Source organism: Glutamicibacter endophyticus, assembly GCF_048457885.1.
Taxonomy (GTDB): Bacteria; Actinomycetota; Actinomycetes; order Actinomycetales; family Micrococcaceae; genus Glutamicibacter; species Glutamicibacter endophyticus.
The window spans coordinates 2,579,911-2,601,065 of sequence record NZ_CP174200.1 but is presented as its reverse complement, the minus strand read 5'-3'; the positions used below and the strand labels follow the sequence as shown (position 1 = coordinate 2,601,065).

The 21,155-nt window shown below is 61.5% G+C and carries 24 protein-coding genes; 16 read left to right on the top strand and 8 right to left on the bottom strand.

Translation table 11 applies throughout. The features are described 5' to 3' along the window. Window positions 1-12: 12 nt before the first annotated feature. Entirely contained in the window at window positions 13-1,443 is a 1,431-nt protein-coding gene (locus ACJD00_RS12150) for a TrkH family potassium uptake protein (RefSeq protein ID WP_418907210.1), read from the bottom strand. A 137-nt stretch (window positions 1,444-1,580) separates the two neighbouring features. Between ACJD00_RS12150 and ACJD00_RS12145 the strand changes: the two genes are divergently transcribed. The 5 genes from ACJD00_RS12145 (at window position 1,581) to ACJD00_RS12125 (ending at window position 5,527) form a co-directional block, all read left to right on the top strand. Further along, complete coding sequence (locus ACJD00_RS12145) at window positions 1,581-2,786, top strand: acetoin utilization protein AcuC (protein WP_418907209.1); 1,206 nt, start codon at window positions 1,581-1,583, stop codon at window positions 2,784-2,786. A gap of 64 nt (window positions 2,787-2,850) precedes the next feature. After that, window positions 2,851-3,297: an ArsR/SmtB family transcription factor gene (locus ACJD00_RS12140; protein WP_418907208.1), complete on the top strand. Its 447-nt coding sequence runs from the start codon at window positions 2,851-2,853 to the stop codon at window positions 3,295-3,297. A gap of 196 nt (window positions 3,298-3,493) precedes the next feature. Beyond that, window positions 3,494-4,837 (top strand): NADP-specific glutamate dehydrogenase, encoded by a 1,344-nt coding sequence (gdhA, locus tag ACJD00_RS12135; RefSeq protein ID WP_418907207.1) that lies wholly within the window; start codon window positions 3,494-3,496, stop codon window positions 4,835-4,837. Between the two features lie 226 nt (window positions 4,838-5,063). Beyond that, window positions 5,064-5,288: a helix-turn-helix domain-containing protein gene (locus tag ACJD00_RS12130; RefSeq protein ID WP_309405955.1), complete on the top strand. Its 225-nt coding sequence runs from the start codon at window positions 5,064-5,066 to the stop codon at window positions 5,286-5,288. A gap of 140 nt (window positions 5,289-5,428) precedes the next feature. Continuing rightward, window positions 5,429-5,527, top strand: a complete 99-nt coding sequence (locus ACJD00_RS12125; protein ID WP_005504750.1) for a 30S ribosomal protein bS22 — start codon at window positions 5,429-5,431, stop codon at window positions 5,525-5,527. A gap of 75 nt (window positions 5,528-5,602) precedes the next feature. Here the strand turns inward: ACJD00_RS12125 and ACJD00_RS12120 are convergent, their stop codons facing one another. Then, window positions 5,603-6,421: an HAD-IB family hydrolase gene (locus ACJD00_RS12120; RefSeq protein WP_309406022.1), complete on the bottom strand. Its 819-nt coding sequence runs from the start codon at window positions 6,419-6,421 to the stop codon at window positions 5,603-5,605. 60 nt (window positions 6,422-6,481) lie between these two features. Between ACJD00_RS12120 and ACJD00_RS12115 the strand changes: the two genes are divergently transcribed. Both ACJD00_RS12115 and ACJD00_RS12110 read left to right on the top strand, forming a co-directional pair. After that, window positions 6,482-6,727 carry a glutaredoxin family protein gene (locus tag ACJD00_RS12115; protein ID WP_418907206.1) on the top strand — a complete coding sequence of 82 codons (246 nt, stop codon included), beginning with the start codon at window positions 6,482-6,484 and terminating at the stop codon, window positions 6,725-6,727. Window positions 6,728-6,772: 45 nt separating this feature from the next. After that, complete coding sequence (locus tag ACJD00_RS12110; protein WP_418907205.1) at window positions 6,773-7,429, top strand: redox-sensing transcriptional repressor Rex; 657 nt, start codon at window positions 6,773-6,775, stop codon at window positions 7,427-7,429. 89 nt (window positions 7,430-7,518) lie between these two features. Here ACJD00_RS12110 and ACJD00_RS12105 read toward each other — a convergent pair whose 3' ends face one another. After that, the gene (locus tag ACJD00_RS12105; protein ID WP_418907204.1) at window positions 7,519-8,292 is read right to left on the bottom strand and encodes a DUF3824 domain-containing protein; all 774 of its coding nucleotides are present in this window, start codon (window positions 8,290-8,292) and stop codon (window positions 7,519-7,521) included. Window positions 8,293-8,463: 171 nt separating this feature from the next. On the opposite strand from ACJD00_RS12105, the gene ACJD00_RS12100 reads away from it, so the two are divergent. Genes ACJD00_RS12100 through ccsB form a run of 5 tightly spaced genes read left to right on the top strand, consistent with a single transcriptional unit; the run spans window position 8,464 to window position 13,217 of the window. Beyond that, a complete protein-coding gene (locus tag ACJD00_RS12100; protein WP_418907203.1) occupies window positions 8,464-9,126 on the top strand; it encodes a histidine phosphatase family protein in 663 nt (220 codons plus the stop codon). Window positions 9,127-9,129: 3 nt separating this feature from the next. Then, window positions 9,130-9,750, top strand: coding sequence for a TlpA family protein disulfide reductase (locus ACJD00_RS12095; RefSeq protein WP_418907202.1), 621 nt, complete (start codon window positions 9,130-9,132; stop codon window positions 9,748-9,750). Beyond that, the gene (locus ACJD00_RS12090; protein WP_418907201.1) at window positions 9,747-10,517 is read left to right on the top strand and encodes a cytochrome c biogenesis CcdA family protein; all 771 of its coding nucleotides are present in this window, start codon (window positions 9,747-9,749) and stop codon (window positions 10,515-10,517) included. Before ACJD00_RS12095 ends, ACJD00_RS12090 begins: the two co-directional genes overlap by 4 nt. Continuing rightward, the gene (gene resB / locus ACJD00_RS12085) at window positions 10,517-12,148 is read left to right on the top strand and encodes a cytochrome c biogenesis protein ResB (RefSeq protein WP_418907200.1); all 1,632 of its coding nucleotides are present in this window, start codon (window positions 10,517-10,519) and stop codon (window positions 12,146-12,148) included. The genes ACJD00_RS12090 and resB overlap by 1 nt, the downstream gene beginning before the upstream one ends. After that, window positions 12,141-13,217: a c-type cytochrome biogenesis protein CcsB gene (gene ccsB / locus ACJD00_RS12080; RefSeq protein WP_418907199.1), complete on the top strand. Its 1,077-nt coding sequence runs from the start codon at window positions 12,141-12,143 to the stop codon at window positions 13,215-13,217. The genes resB and ccsB overlap by 8 nt, the downstream gene beginning before the upstream one ends. Before the next feature lie 94 nt (window positions 13,218-13,311). On the opposite strand, the gene ACJD00_RS12075 is transcribed toward ccsB, so the two are convergent. Next, the gene (locus ACJD00_RS12075) at window positions 13,312-13,686 is read right to left on the bottom strand and encodes a PLD nuclease N-terminal domain-containing protein (RefSeq protein WP_418907198.1); all 375 of its coding nucleotides are present in this window, start codon (window positions 13,684-13,686) and stop codon (window positions 13,312-13,314) included. Between the two features lie 52 nt (window positions 13,687-13,738). Between ACJD00_RS12075 and ACJD00_RS12070 the strand changes: the two genes are divergently transcribed. After that, window positions 13,739-14,026: a DUF4229 domain-containing protein gene (locus ACJD00_RS12070; protein WP_418907197.1), complete on the top strand. Its 288-nt coding sequence runs from the start codon at window positions 13,739-13,741 to the stop codon at window positions 14,024-14,026. 1 nt (window position 14,027) lies between these two features. On the opposite strand, the gene ACJD00_RS12065 is transcribed toward ACJD00_RS12070, so the two are convergent. The 3 genes from ACJD00_RS12065 to ACJD00_RS12055 form a co-directional block, all read right to left on the bottom strand. Then, entirely contained in the window at window positions 14,028-14,912 is an 885-nt protein-coding gene (locus ACJD00_RS12065; RefSeq protein WP_418907196.1) for a 1,4-dihydroxy-2-naphthoate polyprenyltransferase, read from the bottom strand. Window positions 14,913-14,992: 80 nt separating this feature from the next. Next, window positions 14,993-16,123 carry an AMP-binding protein gene (locus ACJD00_RS12060; RefSeq protein ID WP_418907195.1) on the bottom strand — a complete coding sequence of 377 codons (1,131 nt, stop codon included), beginning with the start codon at window positions 16,121-16,123 and terminating at the stop codon, window positions 14,993-14,995. 18 nt (window positions 16,124-16,141) lie between these two features. Then, on the bottom strand, window positions 16,142-17,104 hold the full coding sequence (locus ACJD00_RS12055; protein WP_418907194.1) for a 1,4-dihydroxy-2-naphthoyl-CoA synthase: 963 nt from the start codon (window positions 17,102-17,104) through the stop codon (window positions 16,142-16,144). A 182-nt stretch (window positions 17,105-17,286) separates the two neighbouring features. On the opposite strand from ACJD00_RS12055, the gene ACJD00_RS12050 reads away from it, so the two are divergent. From ACJD00_RS12050 to ACJD00_RS12040, 3 genes are read left to right on the top strand one after another with little or no spacing between them, the layout of a single operon-like run. Further along, window positions 17,287-18,510 carry a thiolase family protein gene (locus ACJD00_RS12050; protein WP_418907193.1) on the top strand — a complete coding sequence of 408 codons (1,224 nt, stop codon included), beginning with the start codon at window positions 17,287-17,289 and terminating at the stop codon, window positions 18,508-18,510. Then, on the top strand, window positions 18,511-19,293 hold the full coding sequence (locus tag ACJD00_RS12045) for an enoyl-CoA hydratase/isomerase family protein (RefSeq protein ID WP_418907192.1): 783 nt from the start codon (window positions 18,511-18,513) through the stop codon (window positions 19,291-19,293). After that, window positions 19,290-20,141 carry a 3-hydroxyacyl-CoA dehydrogenase family protein gene (locus tag ACJD00_RS12040; protein WP_418907191.1) on the top strand — a complete coding sequence of 284 codons (852 nt, stop codon included), beginning with the start codon at window positions 19,290-19,292 and terminating at the stop codon, window positions 20,139-20,141. The genes ACJD00_RS12045 and ACJD00_RS12040 overlap by 4 nt, the downstream gene beginning before the upstream one ends. Before the next feature lie 22 nt (window positions 20,142-20,163). Here ACJD00_RS12040 and ACJD00_RS12035 read toward each other — a convergent pair whose 3' ends face one another. Further along, window positions 20,164-21,060 (bottom strand): serine protein kinase RIO, encoded by an 897-nt coding sequence (locus ACJD00_RS12035; RefSeq protein ID WP_418907190.1) that lies wholly within the window; start codon window positions 21,058-21,060, stop codon window positions 20,164-20,166. Between the last annotated feature and the right edge of the window lie 95 nt (window positions 21,061-21,155).

Genomic DNA, 21,155 nt, shown 5'->3' with positions numbered 1-21,155 from the left:
TCGATTTGATTCTCAGCCAATGATCGGCCTTTCTTCCGGGAACTGATACAGCGTATCGCGGTGGCGTAGGGCCAGCGCGCTGGCTAGGGTGATGCTGCCGATACGGCCGGTGAACATCAGTGCGCTAAGAACGTATTTGCCGGCCGGCGGCATCTCGGCCGAGACGTTCATGGATAGGCCCACCGTGCCGAATGCCGAAATGGCTTCGAAGAGGGCCCGCGAAAAAATGACTTCCGGATCGATGACCAGCAGTAGGGCAGTGCCGAGCATCACCAGGGTGGCGCCCAATGCCACCACGGAGATCGCCACGCGCATGGTGGCTGCCGGAATCCGACGGCCAAAGGCACGAACCTCGTTATCGCCGCGTACCTCGGCCAGGATGGCCAAGAACATTACGGCTATGGTGGTGACCTTGATACCGCCGGCTGTCGATGCTGAGCCGCCGCCGGCAAACATGAGCGCGTCGGTGATGAGCACGGTGACGGGTTCGAGGTCGTTCTGATCCACCAGATTAAAGCCGCCCGAACGGGTCATGATGGAGGCGAAGAGACCATGAATTATTTTGTCGCTGACGCTTTCACTGCCGACGGTTTGCGGATTGTTCCATTCGCACAGCAGCCAAAAGAACATGCCGGCAAAGAGCAGAATTGTGGTGGTCAGCAGGGTCAGTTTCGCATGGAGGTTCCACTTGCGGACGTTCAGCCCGGCAAGTAGCAGCACCATAATGGCCGGAAACCCCAAGGAACCCAGAAAAACGCCGAGCATAATGGGCCCGATGATCAATAGGTCCGTTTCATAGGGGACAAGCCCATCCGAATGCGGCGTGAAGCCCGCGTTGTTAAAGGCAGAGACCGCGTAGAACACCCCGTGCCATAGCGCCGATGCCGGACTTTCCCCCAAGGCGAAGAACCGCGGTACGAGCAGTACGGCGATAAAAGCCTGCAGGCTCACCGCGGTGGTGATCACCACCCGGAGCAAGGAACCGATTTCACCCAACGCCGAAGCACCGGAGGCGTTGAGGGAATTCTGTGCCACAAGCTTGCCGCGTAGGCCGAGCTTGCGCGAGACGGTCAAGGACAGAATGGAGGCCACCGTCAGGATGCCCAAACCACCGAGGAACGCACCGATGATCATGATCAGCTGCCCGGTAAAGGACCAGTGCGTGGCGGTACTCACGGTGGTCAACCCGGTGACACATACCGCGGAGACCGCGGTGAACATGGCGTCGTGAAGGGCAGTGGGTTTCCCGTCGGCCGAGGAGAACGGGGCCGCGAGCAGCGCGGTGAATACGGTGATGGCCAGCAGGAATACGCCCAGCGCCAGTCGGCTGGGGGAGCGCACCATGAAGTCGGCAACGGAAGTTCGCACGCGCAACCATGCCTTGCGGCGCTGTTCGCGACGCTCGGCATTGCGGCTGGACTCCGAGCTACCGGCTAAAGTCATCGATTACTGCCATCCTCAAACCTGTCATGTACCTTCCATAATTTACGCGGTATTGCGCGATTTAGCCGACTCGACGCCCAGAAGGCCCCTGCGCCGGAGGCCATCGGGTGAAGCGTGTCACTCTCGGGTAGGCTGAAATGGTGTTAGATCCCGTGTATCCGCCGCAACCCACCTTGGTGATGTGGGATGAAAAGTACTTGCAGTACAAATTCAGCGACTACCATCCGATGCACCCTTGCCGTTTGGAGCTCACGCACCGACTCAGCGAACAGCTCGAGGTCTATACGGGAACCAACGTCACCATGGCAGTACCCGAGGTGGCCACCGATGATCAGTTGGCCAAGCTTCATGCACGCGATTACATTGCCAAGGTGCAGCAGGTCAGCGCCGACCCCACGCAGTCGTTCACTGACTGGGGACTTGGCACCGAGGACGATCCGGTGTTTGGTGGAATGCACGAGGCCAGTGCCCGGCTCTTCGGCGGCTCCTTGATCGCAGCGGAAGCCATCTTGGAAGAGCGCGCCGTGCGTGCAGTGAATTTTGCCGGAGGCATGCATCACGCCTCGCGATCCAAGGCCAGCGGTTTCTGCATCTATAACGACGTGGCCGGGGCCATCCAGCGATTACTAGATGGCGGGGTGTCGAAGATCGTCTACATCGATATCGATGCCCACCACGGGGATGGAACACAGTCTCTGTTCTGGGATGACGACCGAGTGCTGACCATCTCAATCCATGAATCCGGACTCTCACTCTTTCCCGGCACTGGCTTCGCTAACGAAATTGGTGGCCCCGGCGCCGAGGGGAGCGCGGTGAATCTTGCCCTGCCGGCGATGACGGGGGACGCAGGCTGGATGCGCGCGTTCCATGCCGTCGTTCCGCCGCTGGTCAAGGCCTTCGCACCCGAGGTCATCGTTTCGCAGCACGGATGCGATGGACACCGCGACGACGACATGACAAACCTCAAGCTGTCGGTCGACGCGCAACGCCAAGCGGCGTTGGACATCGCCCAGCTGGCCGATGAGGTGTGCGAGGGACGTTGGCTGGCGACCGGGGGAGGCGGCTATAACGTCACCGGGGTGGTACCGCGTACGTGGACCCACCTCACCGCCATCGCCGCCGGACGACCGATTCCCTTGCGTACCTATGTGCCCGAAACTTTTCGGCGCCATGTCTTGGAGACCTATGGGCGTGCGGTGCCCTACCTCATGGGCGATGATGCTCAACTATGGTGGCGATCCTGGGAAGTTGGGTATGATCCGTCCGACCCGGTGGACCGAAGCATTATGGCGACGCGAAAGGAAGTTTTTCCGTTCCACGGACTCGATCCGTGGTTCGACTAGGAAACTTGTACCGGCGGGTCCGTAAATTTTCATTATGGACTATTTCAGTCGCTAGTCTAGATATGTGGAGATTGAAGTAGTACTAGCAGCACTTGCCGAACCGACCCGTCGTCGGATCATGGAGGCATTAAAGGATCAGCCACTGGCCGTGGGCGATCTCGTGACCGAATTGGGAATCTCCCAGCCGACCGTGTCTAAGCATCTGAAGGTCCTGCGCGAAGCAGAGCTGGTGCAGATGACTGCGCAAGGTCAGCGCCGTATCTACGGCATTCAGCCGGAACCTCTGCGCTCGCTCCTGCTGTGGGGCGAACAGTTCTTTCCGCCAAGCGAACCAGCCGAGCCGACGACGGCGGCAACGCTTGCTGCCACTGCGGACTACGAGCACGATCCCAGCGCCTTGCCCGCCGCGGCACACCAGTTGGGGCGCAGCGTGGGCCGTGGACTGGAACAGGTTACCGGTCGCGCCCAAGAAATCCTCGAGCGCTTTCCGCGCTTCGGCCGTCGCCGTTAGGACGGCACACGCTACATAAATACTCAGCCGCGCCAATGCAGTGTGGTCTAAGTTAAGTCGCGGCGTAGCGAATTTTACATGGAATTTTATTTCCATTATTGCTCCGTGGCACTCTCGACTCAGGGGGTACAGCGTCGTGCTGTGAGGTTCGCGCATGTCTTTCTAAGCGCCGCCCCCGCGTATTGAGGAGAAAAACTTGGACAAGCACCTAGCTACCATTCGTGAAGAGGTCTTTCGTCGGAACCCGGGGGAGTCCGAGTTCCACCAGGCTGTCACCGAGGTCTTTGAAAGCCTTGCCGCCGTATCGGTGAAGCACCCCGAATACGCCGAGGCTGCCATTCTGCAGCGCATGTGCGAGCCTGAGCGACAGATTATCTTCCGGGTGCCGTGGACCGACGACACGGGCAAGGTGCAGATCAACCGCGGCTTCCGTGTCGAGTTCAACTCGGCGCTGGGCCCCTACAAGGGCGGGCTGCGCTTTCACCCTTCGGTGTACCTAGGCATCGTCAAGTTCCTCGGATTTGAGCAGATCTTCAAGAACTCGCTGACCGGCATGCCCATCGGCGGCGGCAAGGGTGGTTCCGACTTCGACCCGCGCGGCCGCTCAGACGGCGAAGTCATGCGCTTCTGCCAGTCCTTCATGACCGAGCTTTACCGCCACATTGGCGAATACACCGATGTCCCGGCCGGAGATATCGGCGTCGGAGGCCGTGAGATTGGCTACCTTTTCGGTCAGTACAAGCGCATCACCAACCGTTACGAGTCGGGCGTACTGACCGGCAAGGGACTATCCTGGGGCGGTTCGCTGGTGCGCCCCGAGGCCACCGGCTATGGCGCGGTGCTATTCACTCAGGAAATGCTCCGCACGCGCGGCAAGTCCTTCGACGGGCAACGAGTTGTCGTTTCCGGGTCGGGCAACGTAGCGATCCACGCCATCGAAAAGGCACAGGCGCTCGGCGCACGCGTCGTGGCTGCCTCGGACTCCGGCGGTTTTGTCGTTGACGAAAACGGGATTGACGTTGCGCTGCTACGTCAGATCAAGGAAATCGAACGCGGTCGTATCAGCGATTACGCCGAACGCCGCGGCGGATCCAAGGTCAATTACGTGGCCGGCGGCAATGTGTGGGACGTGCAGTGCACCGTGGCTTTGCCCTGTGCCACGCAAAACGAACTAGACGTTGACTCGGCGAAAACCATGATCGCCAACGGAACCATTGCGGTGGCCGAAGGCGCGAACATGCCAACCACCGCCGGGGCGACCGCATTGTTCCAGGATGCCGGAGTCCTCTTCGGACCGGGCAAGGCGGCCAACGCGGGTGGCGTGGCCACCTCGGCGCTGGAAATGCAGCAGAACGCCAGCCGTGACTCGTGGTCATTCGACTACACCGAATCACGCCTAGCCGACATCATGGTCAACATTCACGATCGTTGCGCGGCTACTGCAGATGAATACGGGGCGCCGGGCAACTATGTGGCCGGTGCAAATATCGCCGGTTTCGTGAAGGTAGCCGATGCGATGATGGCCCAGGGTTTGATCTAGCCCACCACGCCCAATGGCTCGTGACCTCCTCGCGCCACGCCGCGACACGTCACGGGCTATTTTGATGTTCATCACTCGTGTGTTTGGTCGTGTAAAGTTACCGAAGAACGATTAGACTGTGTACGAGCACGCGTGAATATGATGCCGATGTTGATCCACAGTCGTTTGAGTTCACGTAGGCTGGCACATCGACGAATCAGAGATCAGCGTCAGGAGAATGTTCCCTATGACGGGTAAACAGAATTTTGCAGGAGCACGATTCATGACCGTGGCGGAAGTCGCGGATATGATGCGTGTTTCCAAAATGACCGTTTACCGTCTGATTCACGCCGGCGACCTGCCCGCAGTGCAGTTCGGCCGCTCCTACCGCGTTCCGGAAAACGCCGTTGAATCCTACCTCGCTGCCGCGGCCATTGACCCGCAGCAAGGCACCGGTTCACTCGGACGATAGCCTCGCGGTGGTCAGAGCATGGCCGTACAGCGGGTAATCTATTAAGGAACGTTTAACGTCCGGTCAATCCCTGAAGACATCGCGGTTGCGGTTCTTGCCGTTAGGGGTTGGCGCATTAATTAGTTTGTGAGGAATCCACTATGGGCTCAGTTATTAAGAAGCGCCGCAAGCGCATGTCGAAGAAGAAGCACCGCAAGCTGCTTCGCAAGACCCGCCACCAGCGCCGCAACAAGAAGTAAATTCGCACTTCGCGAATTTGCCGTTGTGGCAATGTACGCCGCCGCGAGAGGATTTCCTCCGCGGCGGCGTGGTGTTTAAAGCTCCTCGTGGTGATTCCCACGTCGGGTGACCGAGCGCTTCGCGGCCCAGATGGCACCCAGGACCCCGGCAATGCGAAGTCCGACCCGGGCGGCGCGCTGACCGGTCCGAAAATCGTAGACCTGCCAGCCACAGCGTTTGGCGTAGCCGCGGAGCCGCCCGTCGGGATTAATCGCGACCGGATGGCCGACCGCTTCCAAGAGTGGAATGTCGTTATACGAATCAGAATAGGCCCACGAGCTCGACAGGCTAATCGAACGTTCGCGAGCCAAGCGACGCGCAGCCTCGGCCTTCTGCACCGCGTGCAGAATCGGCCCCTCAAGGGCGCCGGTGTACTGTCCGTCCTGTTGGGCCACCTGTGTACCCAAGGCTCCGGTGAGCCCTAGCCGACGGGCGATAACGGAGGCTACTTCATTGGGGGTGGCCGTCACCAGCCAGACTTCGCGTCCCACGGCCATATGCTGTTGGGCAATTGAGACGGTACCGGCCCAGAGTTTGGTGGCGATGAACTCGTCATAGATTTCCTCGCCGATGGCCTCCATATCAGCCACCGAGATGCGACGCACCATGGTCAGTGCGCGGTCACGAATCTTATCGATGTCGCCAAGGTGCTCGCCGCGTGCGGCAAACATCGTTTGTTTCAAGGCAAAGAAGAGGATCTCGCGCCAACGGAAGAAACGGCGTTGATGCATCTTCTTGGCCAGTGCGTAGAGGGAGGCTCCGCGCACCAAGGTGTTGTCGACATCGAAAAAGGCCGCGACGCGTTCTTGCGTCGCGGCACCGTCGTCCTCGGAAAACTGCTCGTGGGGCTCCATTTGTATCATCTTATTTCATTGTCGGTGTGCCTCGGGTATGAGACATGAGAACATTAGACGGTGACTTCTTCCCCGGAAATTCAACTGTTGGTGCGCTCCGGTTGCCACCTGTGCGCAGCGGCGCGCCAGACGGTGCACGAGGTAACGCAGGAACTTTCTTTGGAGTTCAGCGAGCTCGACATCGATGAGCATCCCGCACTGCTGGAACGTCACCATGAAGAGGTGCCGGTATTGCTCATCGACGGAGCGGTGCGCGACTTTTGGACGATCGATCCCGTTCGGTTACGTCGTCTGCTCACCAGATAGCCCTCGGCCGCTGCCGTCCTTCAGTTTTAGACCCGAAAGGTGTATGTGCCCGCCAACGATGCCCGCGCCCTACCCGAGGCGACTCTAAACCGCTTGACCCGTTACCTGCGCGCCCTGCGGGCCTTGCACGTGCGGGGGATTGAACGCACCAGTTCGGGGGTGCTGGCCACCGAGGCCGGCGTGAACCCCGCGATCCTGCGTAAAGACCTTTCACTCTTAGGTTCGTACGGCACACGGGGTGTGGGTTACGTAGTCAAGGATCTGGCCGACCACATTGAGCGGACCATGGGTTTGGATCACCCATGGAATGTCGCCATCATCGGTGCCGGTAACCTTGGGCGGGCCTTGAGCGGTTACGGCGGCTTTTCGAACCGCGGTTTCAATGTCAAAGCGCTACTGGATAGTTCCGCCGATCTGATCGGGACCCCGGTCGGTAAACTCCGCGTCCAACCGGTCGGCTCCTTATCTCGAGTCGTCGAAGACCTGGAAATCAACATGGCCGTGCTGGCGATCCCCTCCAGAGAAGCTCAGCAGCTGGTGGACGAGCTCGTGGAGGCCGGCGTGCGGAACATCCTGAGTTTCGCGCAAGGGGCGTTGACGGTTCCCGATACGGTGAGTTTGCGACGCGTGGATCTGTCCACGGAGCTTCAGATCCTTGCATACCACGCGGTACAACGTAGCGAAGAGGACACGGAGAAGTGAATCTTCGCGTTGCTCAGGTAGATTAATGGACTTCGGCCCCGAAACCCATGCTGGGTTTCGGGGCCGAAGTCCATGCCGAAGTGTGGTCTTTAGCGGAAACCAGCCCTGCGTGCCATCCGGCGCTGGCGAATGTAGTCGCTCGAGGGGCGCAACCAAGCGCACACCACGCCGGCAATGCCGGAGAGGATCGACGCGACGAACACCAGGTTCAACATGGTGCTATCGGCGGCCGAGGCGTAGAGGGCCACGACCGGGACGTAGATGAAGCCAAGCAGCGAGATGACGCCGAAGATCGTGGCGATAATGCGGAAAGCGTTGATGCCACGCCATACCAAGAAGCCCACCAAAAGGTAGAGCAACACCGAGATGATGGCGCCGGCCATAACCGAACCGGCGAGGGTGCTGTTCACGAGGGAAATGAACTGTTCCGGATTCTCCAAGAGCTGTCGCATCTCCTCGGTCTCCGGCGAGGAGCCGCTGGCTTCGAGTTGCATGCGCATCTGCTCTTCGAACATGCCCCACTCCGAACGGATCATATTGGTGATCAGTTCGCTTTGGACCAGTAAGAAGTTAGAGATTGCGCTGAGCACACCGGCGGCGGCAATGAAAATAAAGGCCAGGTTCAAGGTCATCGGGCGCTGCGTGGGCGGCTGGACCGGTGCATAGCCACCCTGCGATCCGTCCGAGGCCGAGTAGGCCATCGGCGCGCCATAGGCATTGGTATCACCCTGCGCGCCGGGCTGACCGTAAGGGTTCTCGCCATAAGGGTTCTGACCGTAGGGAGCCCCCGGCGTAGAGCCCGGGTTATAAGGCTGGCCTGGCTGGTTGGGGTCGTGCGGCTGATAAGGGTCGTTAGTACTCATGCGAATCTCCTGCGGTAGTTGGTGCTATCTCCAGCCTAATTGCCACGTCGCGGTACGTTGACCATCCCAAAGGATGGTTTTTACTTATGGGAATACCATGCAGGAGCTGTGAATACTTGATCACGGACACATTTGTCATCACCGGCCGTTAATGTTTGAGACACTGGAAGCATGCCACGATCGACCGTTCATTTGTTGCGCCATGGGGAAGTTTTTAACCCGGACAAAGTGCTCTACGGGCGGATTCCCGGTTATGGCTTGTCACCTCTGGGTTTTGAAATGGCTGATCGAGCCGGAGAGTATTTCGAAGCCAAGGCGGCGCAGGGAGCGAAGATCGTGCGACTGGTCGCATCGCCGCTCATCCGTGCTCAACAGACCGCGCAACCCACCGCGCAAGCGCTCGACCTTCCGGTGTTGACCGACGACCGCGTGATCGAAGCTGGCAACAAATTCGAAGGACTCTCGCGCGTGTCCAAACGACTGCGCAACCCTCGACTCTGGCCATTGTTACGTAACCCTCTGCAGCCTTCCTGGGGCGAACCCTATGCGCAACAGGTTGCGCGCATGCGTGAAGCCATGGATGAACATCGACGGCTCGCGCTCGAAGCCGGCGGGGACGGGGCAGAAACCATCATTGTCAGTCACCAGCTCCCCATCTGGGTGACCCGGCGCAGTGCCGAAGGCCAACGACTATGGCATGACCCGCGTAAGCGTGAATGCACGCTAACCTCGGTGACCAGCTTTGAATTCGATGGTGACCAACTAGTTTCTGTCAGCTACGACGAACCAAGCCGCGACCTGCTGGCCGGCGCGGCGAATATTCCGGGAGCCTAGCGCATGAGTGAAGCGAAGAATTATTCCGTGCCCAGCCGCCGGACCGTGGTGCGATCACTACTACTCGGTGCCCTGATCGCGCCCTTGGCCGCCTGCTCAGTGGAGGAGGACCCACTGGCCAAACAGGCCAAGGACGGCGCGGGAAAGAACTACATTGCCGGCGACGGCGCGGTGGAGGAGTACTCGCTCGACGAGCGCACCGACCCGGTGACCCTAACCACCAGCACCTACCAGGGCAGCGAAATTGACTTTGCCGACTGGAGCGGCGCACCGATCGTGCTGAACTTCTGGTACGCCGCCTGCGCCCCATGCCGTATCGAGGCCCCGCATCTGCGCGAGCTAGCAGAACACTTCGGCTCCAAGGTGCATTTCCTCGGCGTCAATGTGCGCGATGAAGAGGCTGCCGCTACGGCCTTTGAACGTGAATTCAAGGTGCCTTACGAGTCGGTCAACGACATCGATGGCAAGATTCAGCTGGCCATGACCAAATATGTGCCCTTGCAGGCGGTTCCCACCACACTGGTGCTCGACCGCAAGGGACGGGTGCGTGCCCGAGTCATCGGAGCCATCGAGAAGAGCACCTTGAAGTCGTTGATCGACTCGGCTCTGACCGAGCAACTATGAGCCCCGCCCTGGCCACCTCCAACCAGTTCGCCGACATCGCGCTGGATGGTTCGCTCCTCATTGCCGCGCCGGTGGCGATACTCGCCGGGCTCGTTTCTTTCCTTTCGCCGTGCGTGCTCCCGCTGGTTCCCGGCTATCTCGGCTACGTCACCGGCTTGACCGGCGCCGACCTTTCGGAGCATCGCAAGGGACGCGTGCTGGCCGGGGTACTGCTGTTCATCGGCGGATTCTCGATCGTCTTCATGTCGGCAGGGGTGCTCTTTAGCCAATTAGCCGCCTGGATGCGCTTCAACGGCGGCTGGGTGACCCAGTTGCTGGGCCTGGTGGTCATCCTCATGGGCGTTGTCTTCATGGGAGGGATCTCCTGGCTGCAGCGTGATGCGAAAATTCATCGGCGGCCGCCCGCGGGCCTATGGGGTGCCCCCGTGCTGGGACTGACCTTCGGACTGGGCTGGGCACCATGCATCGGGCCAACCCTTTCGGCGGTGCTGATCATGTCCACCGGAAGCAACGCCAACGCAGGGCGCGGTGCGTTGCTCACCGCCTTCTACTGCATCGGCTTGGGATTGCCGTTCGTCCTGATCGCGTTGGGCATGCAGCGTGGCATGCAGGCACTGGCATTTTTCCGTCGGCACCAAATGCTCGTCATGCGTCTAGGCGGCGGATTGCTGATCCTGCTCGGCCTGTTAATGGTCTCCGGCCTATGGGGAGGTTGGGTGACCGAATTGCAAAACTGGTTTGCCAATGAAGTGAGGTTGCCCATCTGATGGCGAAGAACAAGCGCACCAAGAAACCACATACCGATGCACCCGCACTAGGGTTTATCGGCAGCCTGCGCTGGATCTGGACCCAGTTGACCTCCATGCCCACCGCGCTGTTTTTGCTGTTGCTTCTGGCGGTGGCCGCGGTGCCCGGTTCGATATTCCCGCAGCGTCGCGTCAACCCGGAGCTGGTCACACAGTATCTGACCGATAACCCCGTTTCGGGCCCGTGGCTGGATCGCTTCCAACTTTTCGATGTGTACTCCTCGGCCTGGTTCTCGGCAATCTATCTGCTGCTGTTCATCTCCTTGGTCGGTTGCATTATTCCGCGCATTAAAAAGCACGCGATTGCCTTGCGCAGCAAGCCACCACGGACCCCAGCCAAGCTTGAACGACTTCCGCAGTACACCCGGTTGGAGCTCGACCCGGCACAGGCCGCCACCATCACCGCGGATCAGCTGGTTTCCGATGGGCACCGCATCCTGCGCAAGCGCGGATACCGCGTAGATCGCCGTGATGACGCAGGGGTGCTCTCCGTCTCCGCCGAGCGCGGTTACGTGCGTGAGATCGGCAATATCGTCTTCCACACCTCGCTTCTGGGCATCCTGCTGTCGATGGCCATCGGCGGTGCCTTTGGCTACAGCGGCCAGCGCATCGTGGTAGAGGGGGAGACGTTCGTCAATTCGCTCGTGTCCTACGACTCGTTTAGCCCCGGAACGAACTTCAACGCCAAGAACCTCGAACCCTATTCGGTGGGCCTGGACAAGTTCGACATCACCTTTGACCGCGAATCTGAAACGCACTTCGGTCAGCCCCTGGACTTCACCGCCCACGTCACCACCCGGCGGAGTCCGGACGCCGAAGCTCAGAAGGAAGACCTGAAGGTCAATCACCCGCTGCGCATTAACGGCGCCGATGTGTATCTGGTTGGCAATGGCTACGCACCGGTGGTGACGGTCAAGGACGGCGAGGGCAAGGTCGCGTTCTCCGGTCCGGTCGTATCTACCCCGCAAGACTCTGTCTACACCTCGGTGATGGTGCTGAAGGTGCCCGACGCTAATCCCGAGCAGCTTGGTTTCACCGGGTTCCTTTTGCCCACCGCCCTCGTGGATGAAACAGGCTTCGGCATTTCCGGTGACCCCAACGCCATTAACCCGCAGCTGCATCTGAACTCCTACTACGGAGACCTCGGACTCGACGAGGGTAAGCCGCAGAATGTCTATGTGCTGGACACCGATAAGCTCACCGAACTGAATTCACGCAGTCAGGATGCCGGCGGCATCATTCTCGAGGCGGGGCAGACCTACGAACTGCCCGATGGCAAGGGCAGCATCTCCTTCGATGACCTCAAACGCTTTGTGGCACTCGACGTGAACTACGACCCCGGCAAGGCCCCCATTGCGGTGTGCGCCTTCCTGGCCTTGGCCGGGCTTGCCATTTCGCTCTTCACTCCGCGTCGCCGCGTCTGGCTGCGACCGATCACTGATGAGCAGGGTCTACGCGGCGTAGAATTCGCCTTACTGGCCCGCGGCGAGGACCCCCGACTGCAACGCGAGGCCGCAGAGTTGTCAAAGATTTTCCATAACACCTGGCCGCTGGCCGAGAAGTCGAAGGACTTAGGAGAAGTGAATGCTTAGGATCGCTACTTTGGCGCCCATCAATGAAACCTTAGGCACCTACAGCCAGCTGTTCATGCTGTTGGCGGCCATGGTCTATATGGTGGCGTTCATCTGCTTCGCCCTAGACCTGGCTAAAACCAATAAGACCATCGCCGCCCTCGACGCGAAGGCACTGGAAGAAGACCAGCGCGTGCTGGCCAGCGCCGGTGGGCAGAACGCTGCCGCAATCGGAACCGTGACGCCGAAGCGTCGGGGCAATAACGGGCGAGCGGATAATGTCGGTGAGGACGTGGTCAACGACGAGATGACCTACACCGCGCTTTCCCCCAAGCGTGGGATCGCGAAAATCGCCGTGGTGCTGACCTGGCTGGCCGTGGCCCTGCATGGCTTCGCGGTGGTCAGCCGCGGATTGGCGGCACACCGTGTGCCGTGGGGCAATATGTACGAGTTCCTCACCACCGGTGCCTTCGTGGTGGCGTTGGTGTATCTGGTGGCGCTGTTCTTCAAGGATCTGCGCTTCGTGGGCAGCTTCATCATCGGGCTGGTTACCCTGATGCTCTGCGCCGCCACCATTGGCTTCCCCACCCCAGTGGGGCACTTGGTGCCGGCCCTGCAAAGCCCGTGGATCGTCATCCACGTATCGATCGCCGTGCTGGCCAGCGCGCTGTTCTCGATCTCCTTTGCGATGAACGTGCTGCAACTTCTGCAGCACTCCCGGATGAACCGATTGGCCGAGGGCAAGGAAGACAAACTGCCCTTCATGCGCTTGGTGCCGGGGGCCGGGGCGCTGGAGAACTTCGCCTACCGCATCAACACCATCGCCTTCGTGATGTGGACCTTTACGGTCATGGCCGGGGCAATCTGGGCCGAAGCGGCCTGGGGACGTTATTGGGGGTGGGACCCGAAGGAAGTTTGGTCCTTCGTGATCTGGGTGGTTTACGCCGGTTACCTGCATGCCCGCGCCACCGGTGGCTGGACCGGACCGCGTTCGGCATGGCTGTCGATCATCGGCTACGGATGCGTGATCTTCAACTTCACGATCGTGAATATCTACTTCAACGGCCTGCACTCCTACGCCGGCGTCTAAACGGTACTCCCCGCAGGAGCGGAAACGGCGAAGCCTCCGAACCAATCGTGGTTCGGAGGCTTCGTCCTTTTAAGGCTGAGCACTGGTGCGCAGGTTAGGACTCATTCGGTGGATTGGGGTCGTCCTTGGGGTTCTTGAGCTCGTCCTCGCGTTTTTTGAGTTCTTCCTCACGGGCCTTCAACTCGGCCTCGCGCTGCTGCTGTTTGCGCCACGTCTCGAGCTGGCGCAGGAATTGCTCGTCATCATCCGGGGCACCGCTGGGGGTACCCGGCGCCGGCTTCGTGCTCTCCGGGCGGCCTAGCAGGAACCATAATCCGGCACCAATAAAGGGCAAGAGGATGATCACCACGACCCAGGCCGGTTTGGAAAGTGAGCGCACCTGATAGCGGTCTGCACGGGTGCACTCCACCAAGGTGTAGACGGTCAACGCCAAGGCGATTGGCGCGGCATACAGCAGAAAACGAACCATACCTACAGTCTAGTTTCCGTTGGGCCCGGTGAAGATCGCTAAACTGTAACATATGCAGTTTCTGAAGTATTCGTTGCTCCGGTTGGGGCTGTTCGCCGCCGTTTTCCTGTTGCTGGCCTGGGGTCTACGCTGGGGTGTGTTTACCGCCGGGATCGTGGCCTTGGTGATTGCCTTTGCGGTGAGCTATTTGTTCTTCAACAAGCTGCGGCTGCAGGCCAATGAGGACATCCGCAAGGCCTTTAGCAAGACCAGCGCCAACAAGACCGAGGCCCAGCTAGCCGATGAGGCAGTCGAAGACGCCTATGACGAGCAGCGGCGTCGTGCCGAGGGCCAAGAGTAGCCTAGAACCACACCTTCAGCAGCACCGCCGCGGCGAAGAGCAATGCGTAGAGCAGGTTCACGACTCCGGTGAGCTTCAGGACCTGGACCAGCTTGGGAAGTCGCCGTTCGCGCAGCATCAGCCAGCAGGGCCACGCCGCCGGGAGCAGACTGAGCAGGATCAGCCACATGAACGGAAAATCGAGGGTCAGCAGCAGCGGCAACAGAATGGCCGTGCTGATCATCAACACATAGCTCAGCCGTGCCCACTGTTCGCCCAGTCGCACCGCGAGGGTCAGCTTGCCTACCTCACGGTCGGTGGGGATATCGCGCACATTGTTGGCCATCAATAGCGCGCAGCCGATCAGACCGGTGCCGATGGCGCCGAGCAGGCTGGGGTAGGTGATGCGCCCGATTTGGGTGAAGGTGGTGCCCATGGTGGCAACGAGACCGAAGAAGATAAAGACATACACGTCACCCCAGCCGCGGTAGCCATAGGGGTTCTTCCCGCCGGTGTAGCCCCAGGCGGCGAAAATGGCCGCCACACCGACCAAGAGCAGGGGCCAAGCCTGCGAGATCACCACTAGCACCAGTCCGCAGGCGGCGGCCAGCCCGAAGCAGGCGAAGGCCGCGTTGCGTACCGTGGTGGGTTCTGCGAGCTTCGAGGCGGTCAGACGCAGCGGTCCGACGCGCTCATCATCGGTGCCGCGAATCCCATCGGAGTAGTCGTTGGCGTAGTTCACGCCCACCTGTAACAGGAGACCCACCAGCAGGGCGAGCAGGGCCGGCAATGGACGAAATACACCGTCGTAACCGATGGCGGCGGCCGTGCCGATGATGATCGGAGCGATGACGATCGGCAGGGTGCGCAAACGCGCGCCGACTACCCACTGGGAGAGCGTGGCCACGACTTGGGGTCCTTTCGAAAATGAAAAATTTGTACCCTTTAGTTTCCCGCGGATTCGGATGCTTGGCGAATCGAGCCGGTCTACTGGCTGAGGTCCTCGATGATCTTGCGGCGATCGAATTTCCCGTTCGGAAGCATCGGTAGCCCGTCACGGTAATGCTTGGTGCGTTTAGGCACCGCATGGGGGCCAATGGCCTGGCGCACCGCGGCGAAGGCCACGTTGGTGTCGGTCGGGCCGGAGTACCCGAGTCCCACCGCCTGACCCCACTGCGCGTCGGGGACCGGCACCACCAGTACCTGATCGAAGAATTCCTCGAGGTGTCCGGTGAGCTGGCCGGCCGAGAGCTTGAGGCCGCCGGTATTGATCACATCGTCGAGGCGACCGGAAATTTGTAGCCGCTGACCGCGCACGGTCCCGGCGTCATCGGTGAGGTACCAGCGTTCGCCGTCGATGAGCGGGAAATGCTCGGCGGTGCCCGCCGGGTCACCGAGGTAGCCGTCGGCAAGCATCGGGCCGGTGACTCGAACTCGGCCCTCGGCGCCTACGGCGAGTTTGACCCCGGGCAGTGCGGTGCCGTTATACACCAGCCCGCCAGCGGTTTCGCTGGAACCGTAGGTTTGGAAGATCCGCAAGCCGTGGTGCCGGGCCCGCGTGAGCAGATCGCGGCTGGCCCGTGCGCCGCCGAGCAGGATCGCGTCAAAGCGTTTGAGCACGGCCACCGTCTGCGCCGAGGGGGAATCGAGCAGCCGGGCCAGCTGGGTAGGCACCAGCGCGGTAAGCCGCTTCTTTTCGAGCATGGACTCGGCGGCCTGCGTGAATCCGGCCGGTGTGAACGTGCCCTCCTCCGGGAGCAGCACCGGGCGGGTGCCGGCGAACAGCGATCGGGTGAGCACGCTCAGCCCGGCGATGTAGTGCACGGGCAGGGCCAAGAGCCATTGGCCCTCGAAACCGAGATATTCGGCGGTGGCCTGCGCGCTGGAGGCCATGGCCTCCACCGACAGCACCGTGCGCTTGGCCCGTCCGGTGGAACCGGAGGTGCGCACCACCAGCAGTGGCTGCTCATATCCGCGCAACTCCTGCTCCGTGAGTTGCTCGACCCGCACGCCATCGGGGGAGCTGGCGTCGGCCACGACCTCGATGGCCGGACCGTCGGCATTGATTCCGGCGGCCAGCTTCGAGAGCAGGCTCAGGTGTAGGGCTTCACTGGACATGGGCGGGGGCCTTTGCTCTTAGAAGTAGTACGGGTGGGAGGACCAATCCGGGTCTCGCTTGGCCAGGAAGGCGTCGCGTCCCTCCACCGCCTCGTCGGTCATGTAGGCCATGCGGGTGGCTTCACCGGCGAAGACCTGCTGTCCGGCCAGTCCATCGTCGGCGAGGTTGAACGCGAACTTGAGCATCCGGATGGCCTGCGGCGACTGGCGGGCAATATCGGCGGCATACTCCAAGGCGACCTCTTCGAGCCGAGCGTGATCCACGGCCTCGTTGACGGCGCCCATGCGCACCATGTCCTCGGCCGAGTATTGACGGGCCAAGAAGAAGATTTCGCGGGCGGTTTTCTGCCCGACCTGACGCGCCAGCAGGGCGGAGCCGTAGCCGGCGTCGAAGGAGCCGACGGTGGCATCGGTCTGCTTGAACTTCCCGTGCTCGCGGCTGGCGATGGTCAGATCGGAGACCACATGCAGCGAATGCCCACCGCCGGCGGCCCAGCCGTTGACCACGCAGAGCACCACCTTGGGCATGGTGCGCATCAGGCGTTGGACCTCGAGGATGTGCAACCGGCCGGCGCGGGCCGGATCGATAGATTCGCGGGTCTCGCCCTCGGCGTAGCGGTAGCCGTCGCGGCCGCGGATGCGCTGATCGCCGCCGGAGCAGAAGGCGAAGCCGCCGTCCTTGGGGGAGGGGCCGTTGCCGGTGAGCAGTACCGTGGCCACGTCCGAGGTCATGCGGGCGTGGTCCATCGCGCGATAGAGTTCGTCCACGGTGTGTGGGCGGAAGGCGTTGCGTACCTCGGGGCGGTCGAAGGCAATGCGCACGGTGGGCAGGTCGCGGAGCACGCTGCCGGAGGCGTCGCGCTCTACCTGACGGTGGTAGGTGATGTCGGTGAAGTCGAAGCCTTCGACTTCGCGCCAGCGCGAGGGATCGAAGGTGTCCGAAACCTTCGCGGGCAAAGAAGAATTGTCTACGGTACTCACCTTATGAATGCTAGTCGCTTCCGTGCTCAGGGTTCGAACTTGCGTCTGCGATTTTCCGTTGCGGGTCGGCCGGTTCGCACCTTGGGCCTTGACGCTGGTCACACCGGAATGTGATTCTATTAGTGAACGAATGGTCGGTAAGTAACCCGTGGGGCGGAGCGCCGCATGACGAAGGAGTATTCATGACCGAGGCATTTCTGGTGGGCGGTTCGCGCACGGCGGTTGGACGCTACGGTGGCGCCCTGAGCGCGGTGCGTCCCGACGATCTGGCGGCGGCGACCATTAAGGACGTGATCGACAAGGCCGGGATCGACCCGGCACTGGTCGACGAGGTCATCCTCGGCAACGCCAACGGCGCCGGTGAAGAAAACCGGAATGTCGCCCGGATGAGCTGGTTGCTGGCCGGTTTCCCCGACAGCGTACCGGGCATCACGGTGAACCGACTCTGTGCCTCCGGGATGAGCGCCATTACCCTGGCGAGCCAGATGATCAAATCCGGTGCCGCCGACATTGTGGTGGCCGGTGGCGTGGAATCCATGTCGCGGGCCCCGTGGGTGATGGAGAAGCCGGCAAAGGCCTTCGCCAAGCCCGGCGAGGTCTACGACACCTCCATTGGCTGGCGTTTCCCCAACCCGAAGTTCCTCTCCGGGGAGCTCTCCCGCGATGGCAAGGCCACGTACTCGATGCCGGAAACCGCCGAAGAGGTCGCTCGGGTCTACAACGTCTCGCGTGAAGATTGCGATGCCTTCGCGGTACAGTCTCACGCCCGAGCGCTGGCCGCGATCGAGGCCGGACGCTTCGTTGACGAGATCGTCCCGATCACCGTTCGTGGGCGCAAGGCCGATACCGTGGTGGATACCGACGAGGGGCCACGCCCAGGAACCACCGCCGAAGTCTTGGCCGGTCTGCGCCCGGTCGTCAGCGGGGGCTCGGTCGTCACCGCCGGCAACGCCTCGACCCTCAACGACGGTGCCTCGGCGATTCTGGTGGTTTCCGAACGCGCCGTCGAAAAATACGGGCTGCGAGCACGGGCCCGGGTGATTGACGGGCAGTCCGCCGGCCTGGCCCAGGAAATTATGGGCATGGGCCCGGTGCCGGCCACCAACAAGGTGCTGCAACGCGCCGGCCTTCAGATCGGGCAGATCGGCGCCATGGAACTGAATGAGGCCTTCGCCTCGCAGTCATTGGCGTGCATGCGTGAATTGGGGGTTGACGAGCAGATCGTCAACCGCGACGGTGGAGCGATCGCACTGGGTCACCCGCTGGGTTCCAGCGGCTCCCGGCTCGTGATCACCCTGCTCGGACGCATGGAGCGCGAACTCGCCTCAGATCAGCGCAAGCTCGGGGTCGCCACGATGTGCGTCGGTGTGGGTCAGGGCAGTGCGCTACTGGTGGAGGGCGTCTAGATGAGCTCCTTTAGCGCCGCCGATTTCACCACCCTCAAAGTCACCGAGGGAACCGACCGCTTGTGGGTGCGCCTGCATCGCCCAGAGGTCAGGAACGCCATCGATCAGCAGATGATCGATGAACTACATGCCGTCTGCGCCGAGCTCGAAGCCCGCCCGCGTATTTTGATTCTGGCCGGAAGTCCCGCCGACCCGGAGCACGGGCGCAAGGCGGTGTTCGCTTCCGGGGCCGATATTGCCCAGCTGCGCGAACGCCGCCGCGACGACGCCCTCGCCGGTATCAACTCCACCCTGTTCGACCGGGTCGCCAAACTGCCGATGCCGGTGATTGCAGCCCTCGACGGCTTCGTGCTCGGTGGTGGTGCGGAACTGGCCTACGCGGCAGACTTCCGGATCGGCACCCCAGAGGTGCGCATGGGCAACCCCGAAACCAATCTGGGCATTATGGCCGCGGCGGGAGCCACTTGGCGGCTTAAGGAGCTGGTTGGCGAACCGCTGGCGAAACTGATTTTGATGGCCGGCAAGGTGCTAACCGGCGAGCAGTGCCTTCAGACCGGCCTGGTGACGGAGCTGGTGTCCGGAACCGAATTGGATGGTGCCGCGGAGGCGCTCGCCGATCAAATTGCCGCCCAGGATCCGCTGGCGGTGCGGCTGAGCAAAACCGTGTTCCACACCCCGCGCGAGGTGCACCCCGTCATCGACACTCTGGCGCAGGGCATGCTCTTTGAATCTCAAGCCAAATTCGACCGTATGCAGGCCTTTCTTGAAAGGAAGAAGAAGTGAGCGATAACCAGGCACCCGAACGGGTCGGCGTCCTCGGCGGCGGACGAATGGGCGCAGGTATCGCCCACGGCTTCGTGCTCGCCGGATCGTCGGTGACGGTTGTGGAGCGTGACGCCGAGGCAGCCGAGGCCGCCCGCGGGCGTGTGCTCGATTCCATCGAGAAGTCCCTGGCCCGCGGATTCGCCGGTGACCGTGCCGAATTGGAATCTCGCTTGCAGGTCAGCGCCCACTACGCCGATTTCGCTCCGGCACAGCTGGTCGTTGAGGCGGTGCCCGAACTATGGGACCTGAAGGTCGAATCCTTACGCAAGGTGGAAGAGGTTATCGATTCGGAGGCCTGGTTGGCTTCGAACACCTCGTCCATCTCGGTCAGTGACCTTGCGCAGCAGTTGCAGCGCCCCGAACGTTTCCTCGGGTTGCACTTCTTCAACCCGGTCCCAGCCTCGACCCTGATCGAGGTCGTGATCGGTGCGCAAAGTGCGGCCGAGACGGCACAGATCGCTCGCGGTTGGGTGCAGGCGCTGGGCAAGACCGCCGTGGTGGTCAACGACGCTCCCGGGTTCGCCTCGTCTCGACTCGGGGTTGCCATTGCCCTGGAGGCCATGCGCATGGTCGAAGAGGGCGTGGCCAGCGCCGAAGACATCGACAATGCGATGGTGCTGGGATACAAGCACCCCACCGGTCCGCTGAAGACCACCGATATTGTGGGGCTCGATGTTCGCCTCGGCATTGCCGAGTACCTGCATGAGCGACTGGGGGAGCGCTTCGCGCCACCGCAGATCCTCAAGGATAAGGTGGCCGCCGGAGAGCTCGGTCGCAAGAGCGGACGAGGCTTTTACGACTGGTAGAAGCTATCCGGCGGCCGTCCCGCTAATACATGCTGGCCAGTAGCGAGGAGAATAACTGCTCCGGGTTCCGTTCCAGTCCCTTGGAACTGAACCAGGTGCAGATATTCACGCAGTCACGGTGCAGGAAGTCCAGCCCCTGCACGTTCCCGGCCAGATCCACACATTGCGGCATATCGATCAGCACGAGCCGGTCCCCGGCGACCAGTATGTTGTAGGGGGAGAGGTCACCGTGGGTCAGACCAGCGATGGCCAGAGACTCCATGGCGGCCTCGAGCTGTTCCCAGAGCAGCGGTAGGCGTCGATCGTGCCTAGGTAGCTGCGCCAGTCGTGGGGCAGCAGCCTGCGGATGCTCCGGGTCGGAGATGAACTCCATGAGGATCTCGGTGCCGTCGACCTGTACGGGATAGGGCACCGGCACGCCCGCCGCGTGGCAGGTTTTCAGGTAGTTCCACTCCGCGTTGACCCATTGCTGGGCGGCGACGAGTCGGCCAAAGGTACTGTTGTTGGCCACCGCGCGGTTATCGCGCGAGCGCCGGGCGGCGCGGCCCTCACTATAGGCCGCGGAGCGGGTAAATTGCGAATGATCGCGCCCGCGATAACGCTTTGCGGCCAGCAGCACCGAACGGCTATCGGTGGCTCGTTCGAGAAGAAAAACGTCACCTTCCTTGCCCGTTTTCAAAATGCCCAGTTCGGTGTCGATGGCTGCGGCATCCTCGATAATCCACTGTGGGTAGGGCTGGGGTCCGCGGCACGATTTTTCCACGTTGGGCCAGCTGGAATACCGCTGATGCTCCGGGAGCGCAGCGGGGTCTGTTGATTCGTTCCACTGCCGTTGGCGTTTGCGCAGCGGTTGAAAACTCTCAGCCTCCGTGGCCGATAAGGCGGCGGCAGAAGATGGGGTGGGGGCGATATAAGACACGGTCATAATCCTTGAGGTAATGGGGTAGGGCTGGGTGCAGATTCTGGACACTCATCGTTATCCCTCCTAAGGATCGTTAGTGATTGAGAAATCTC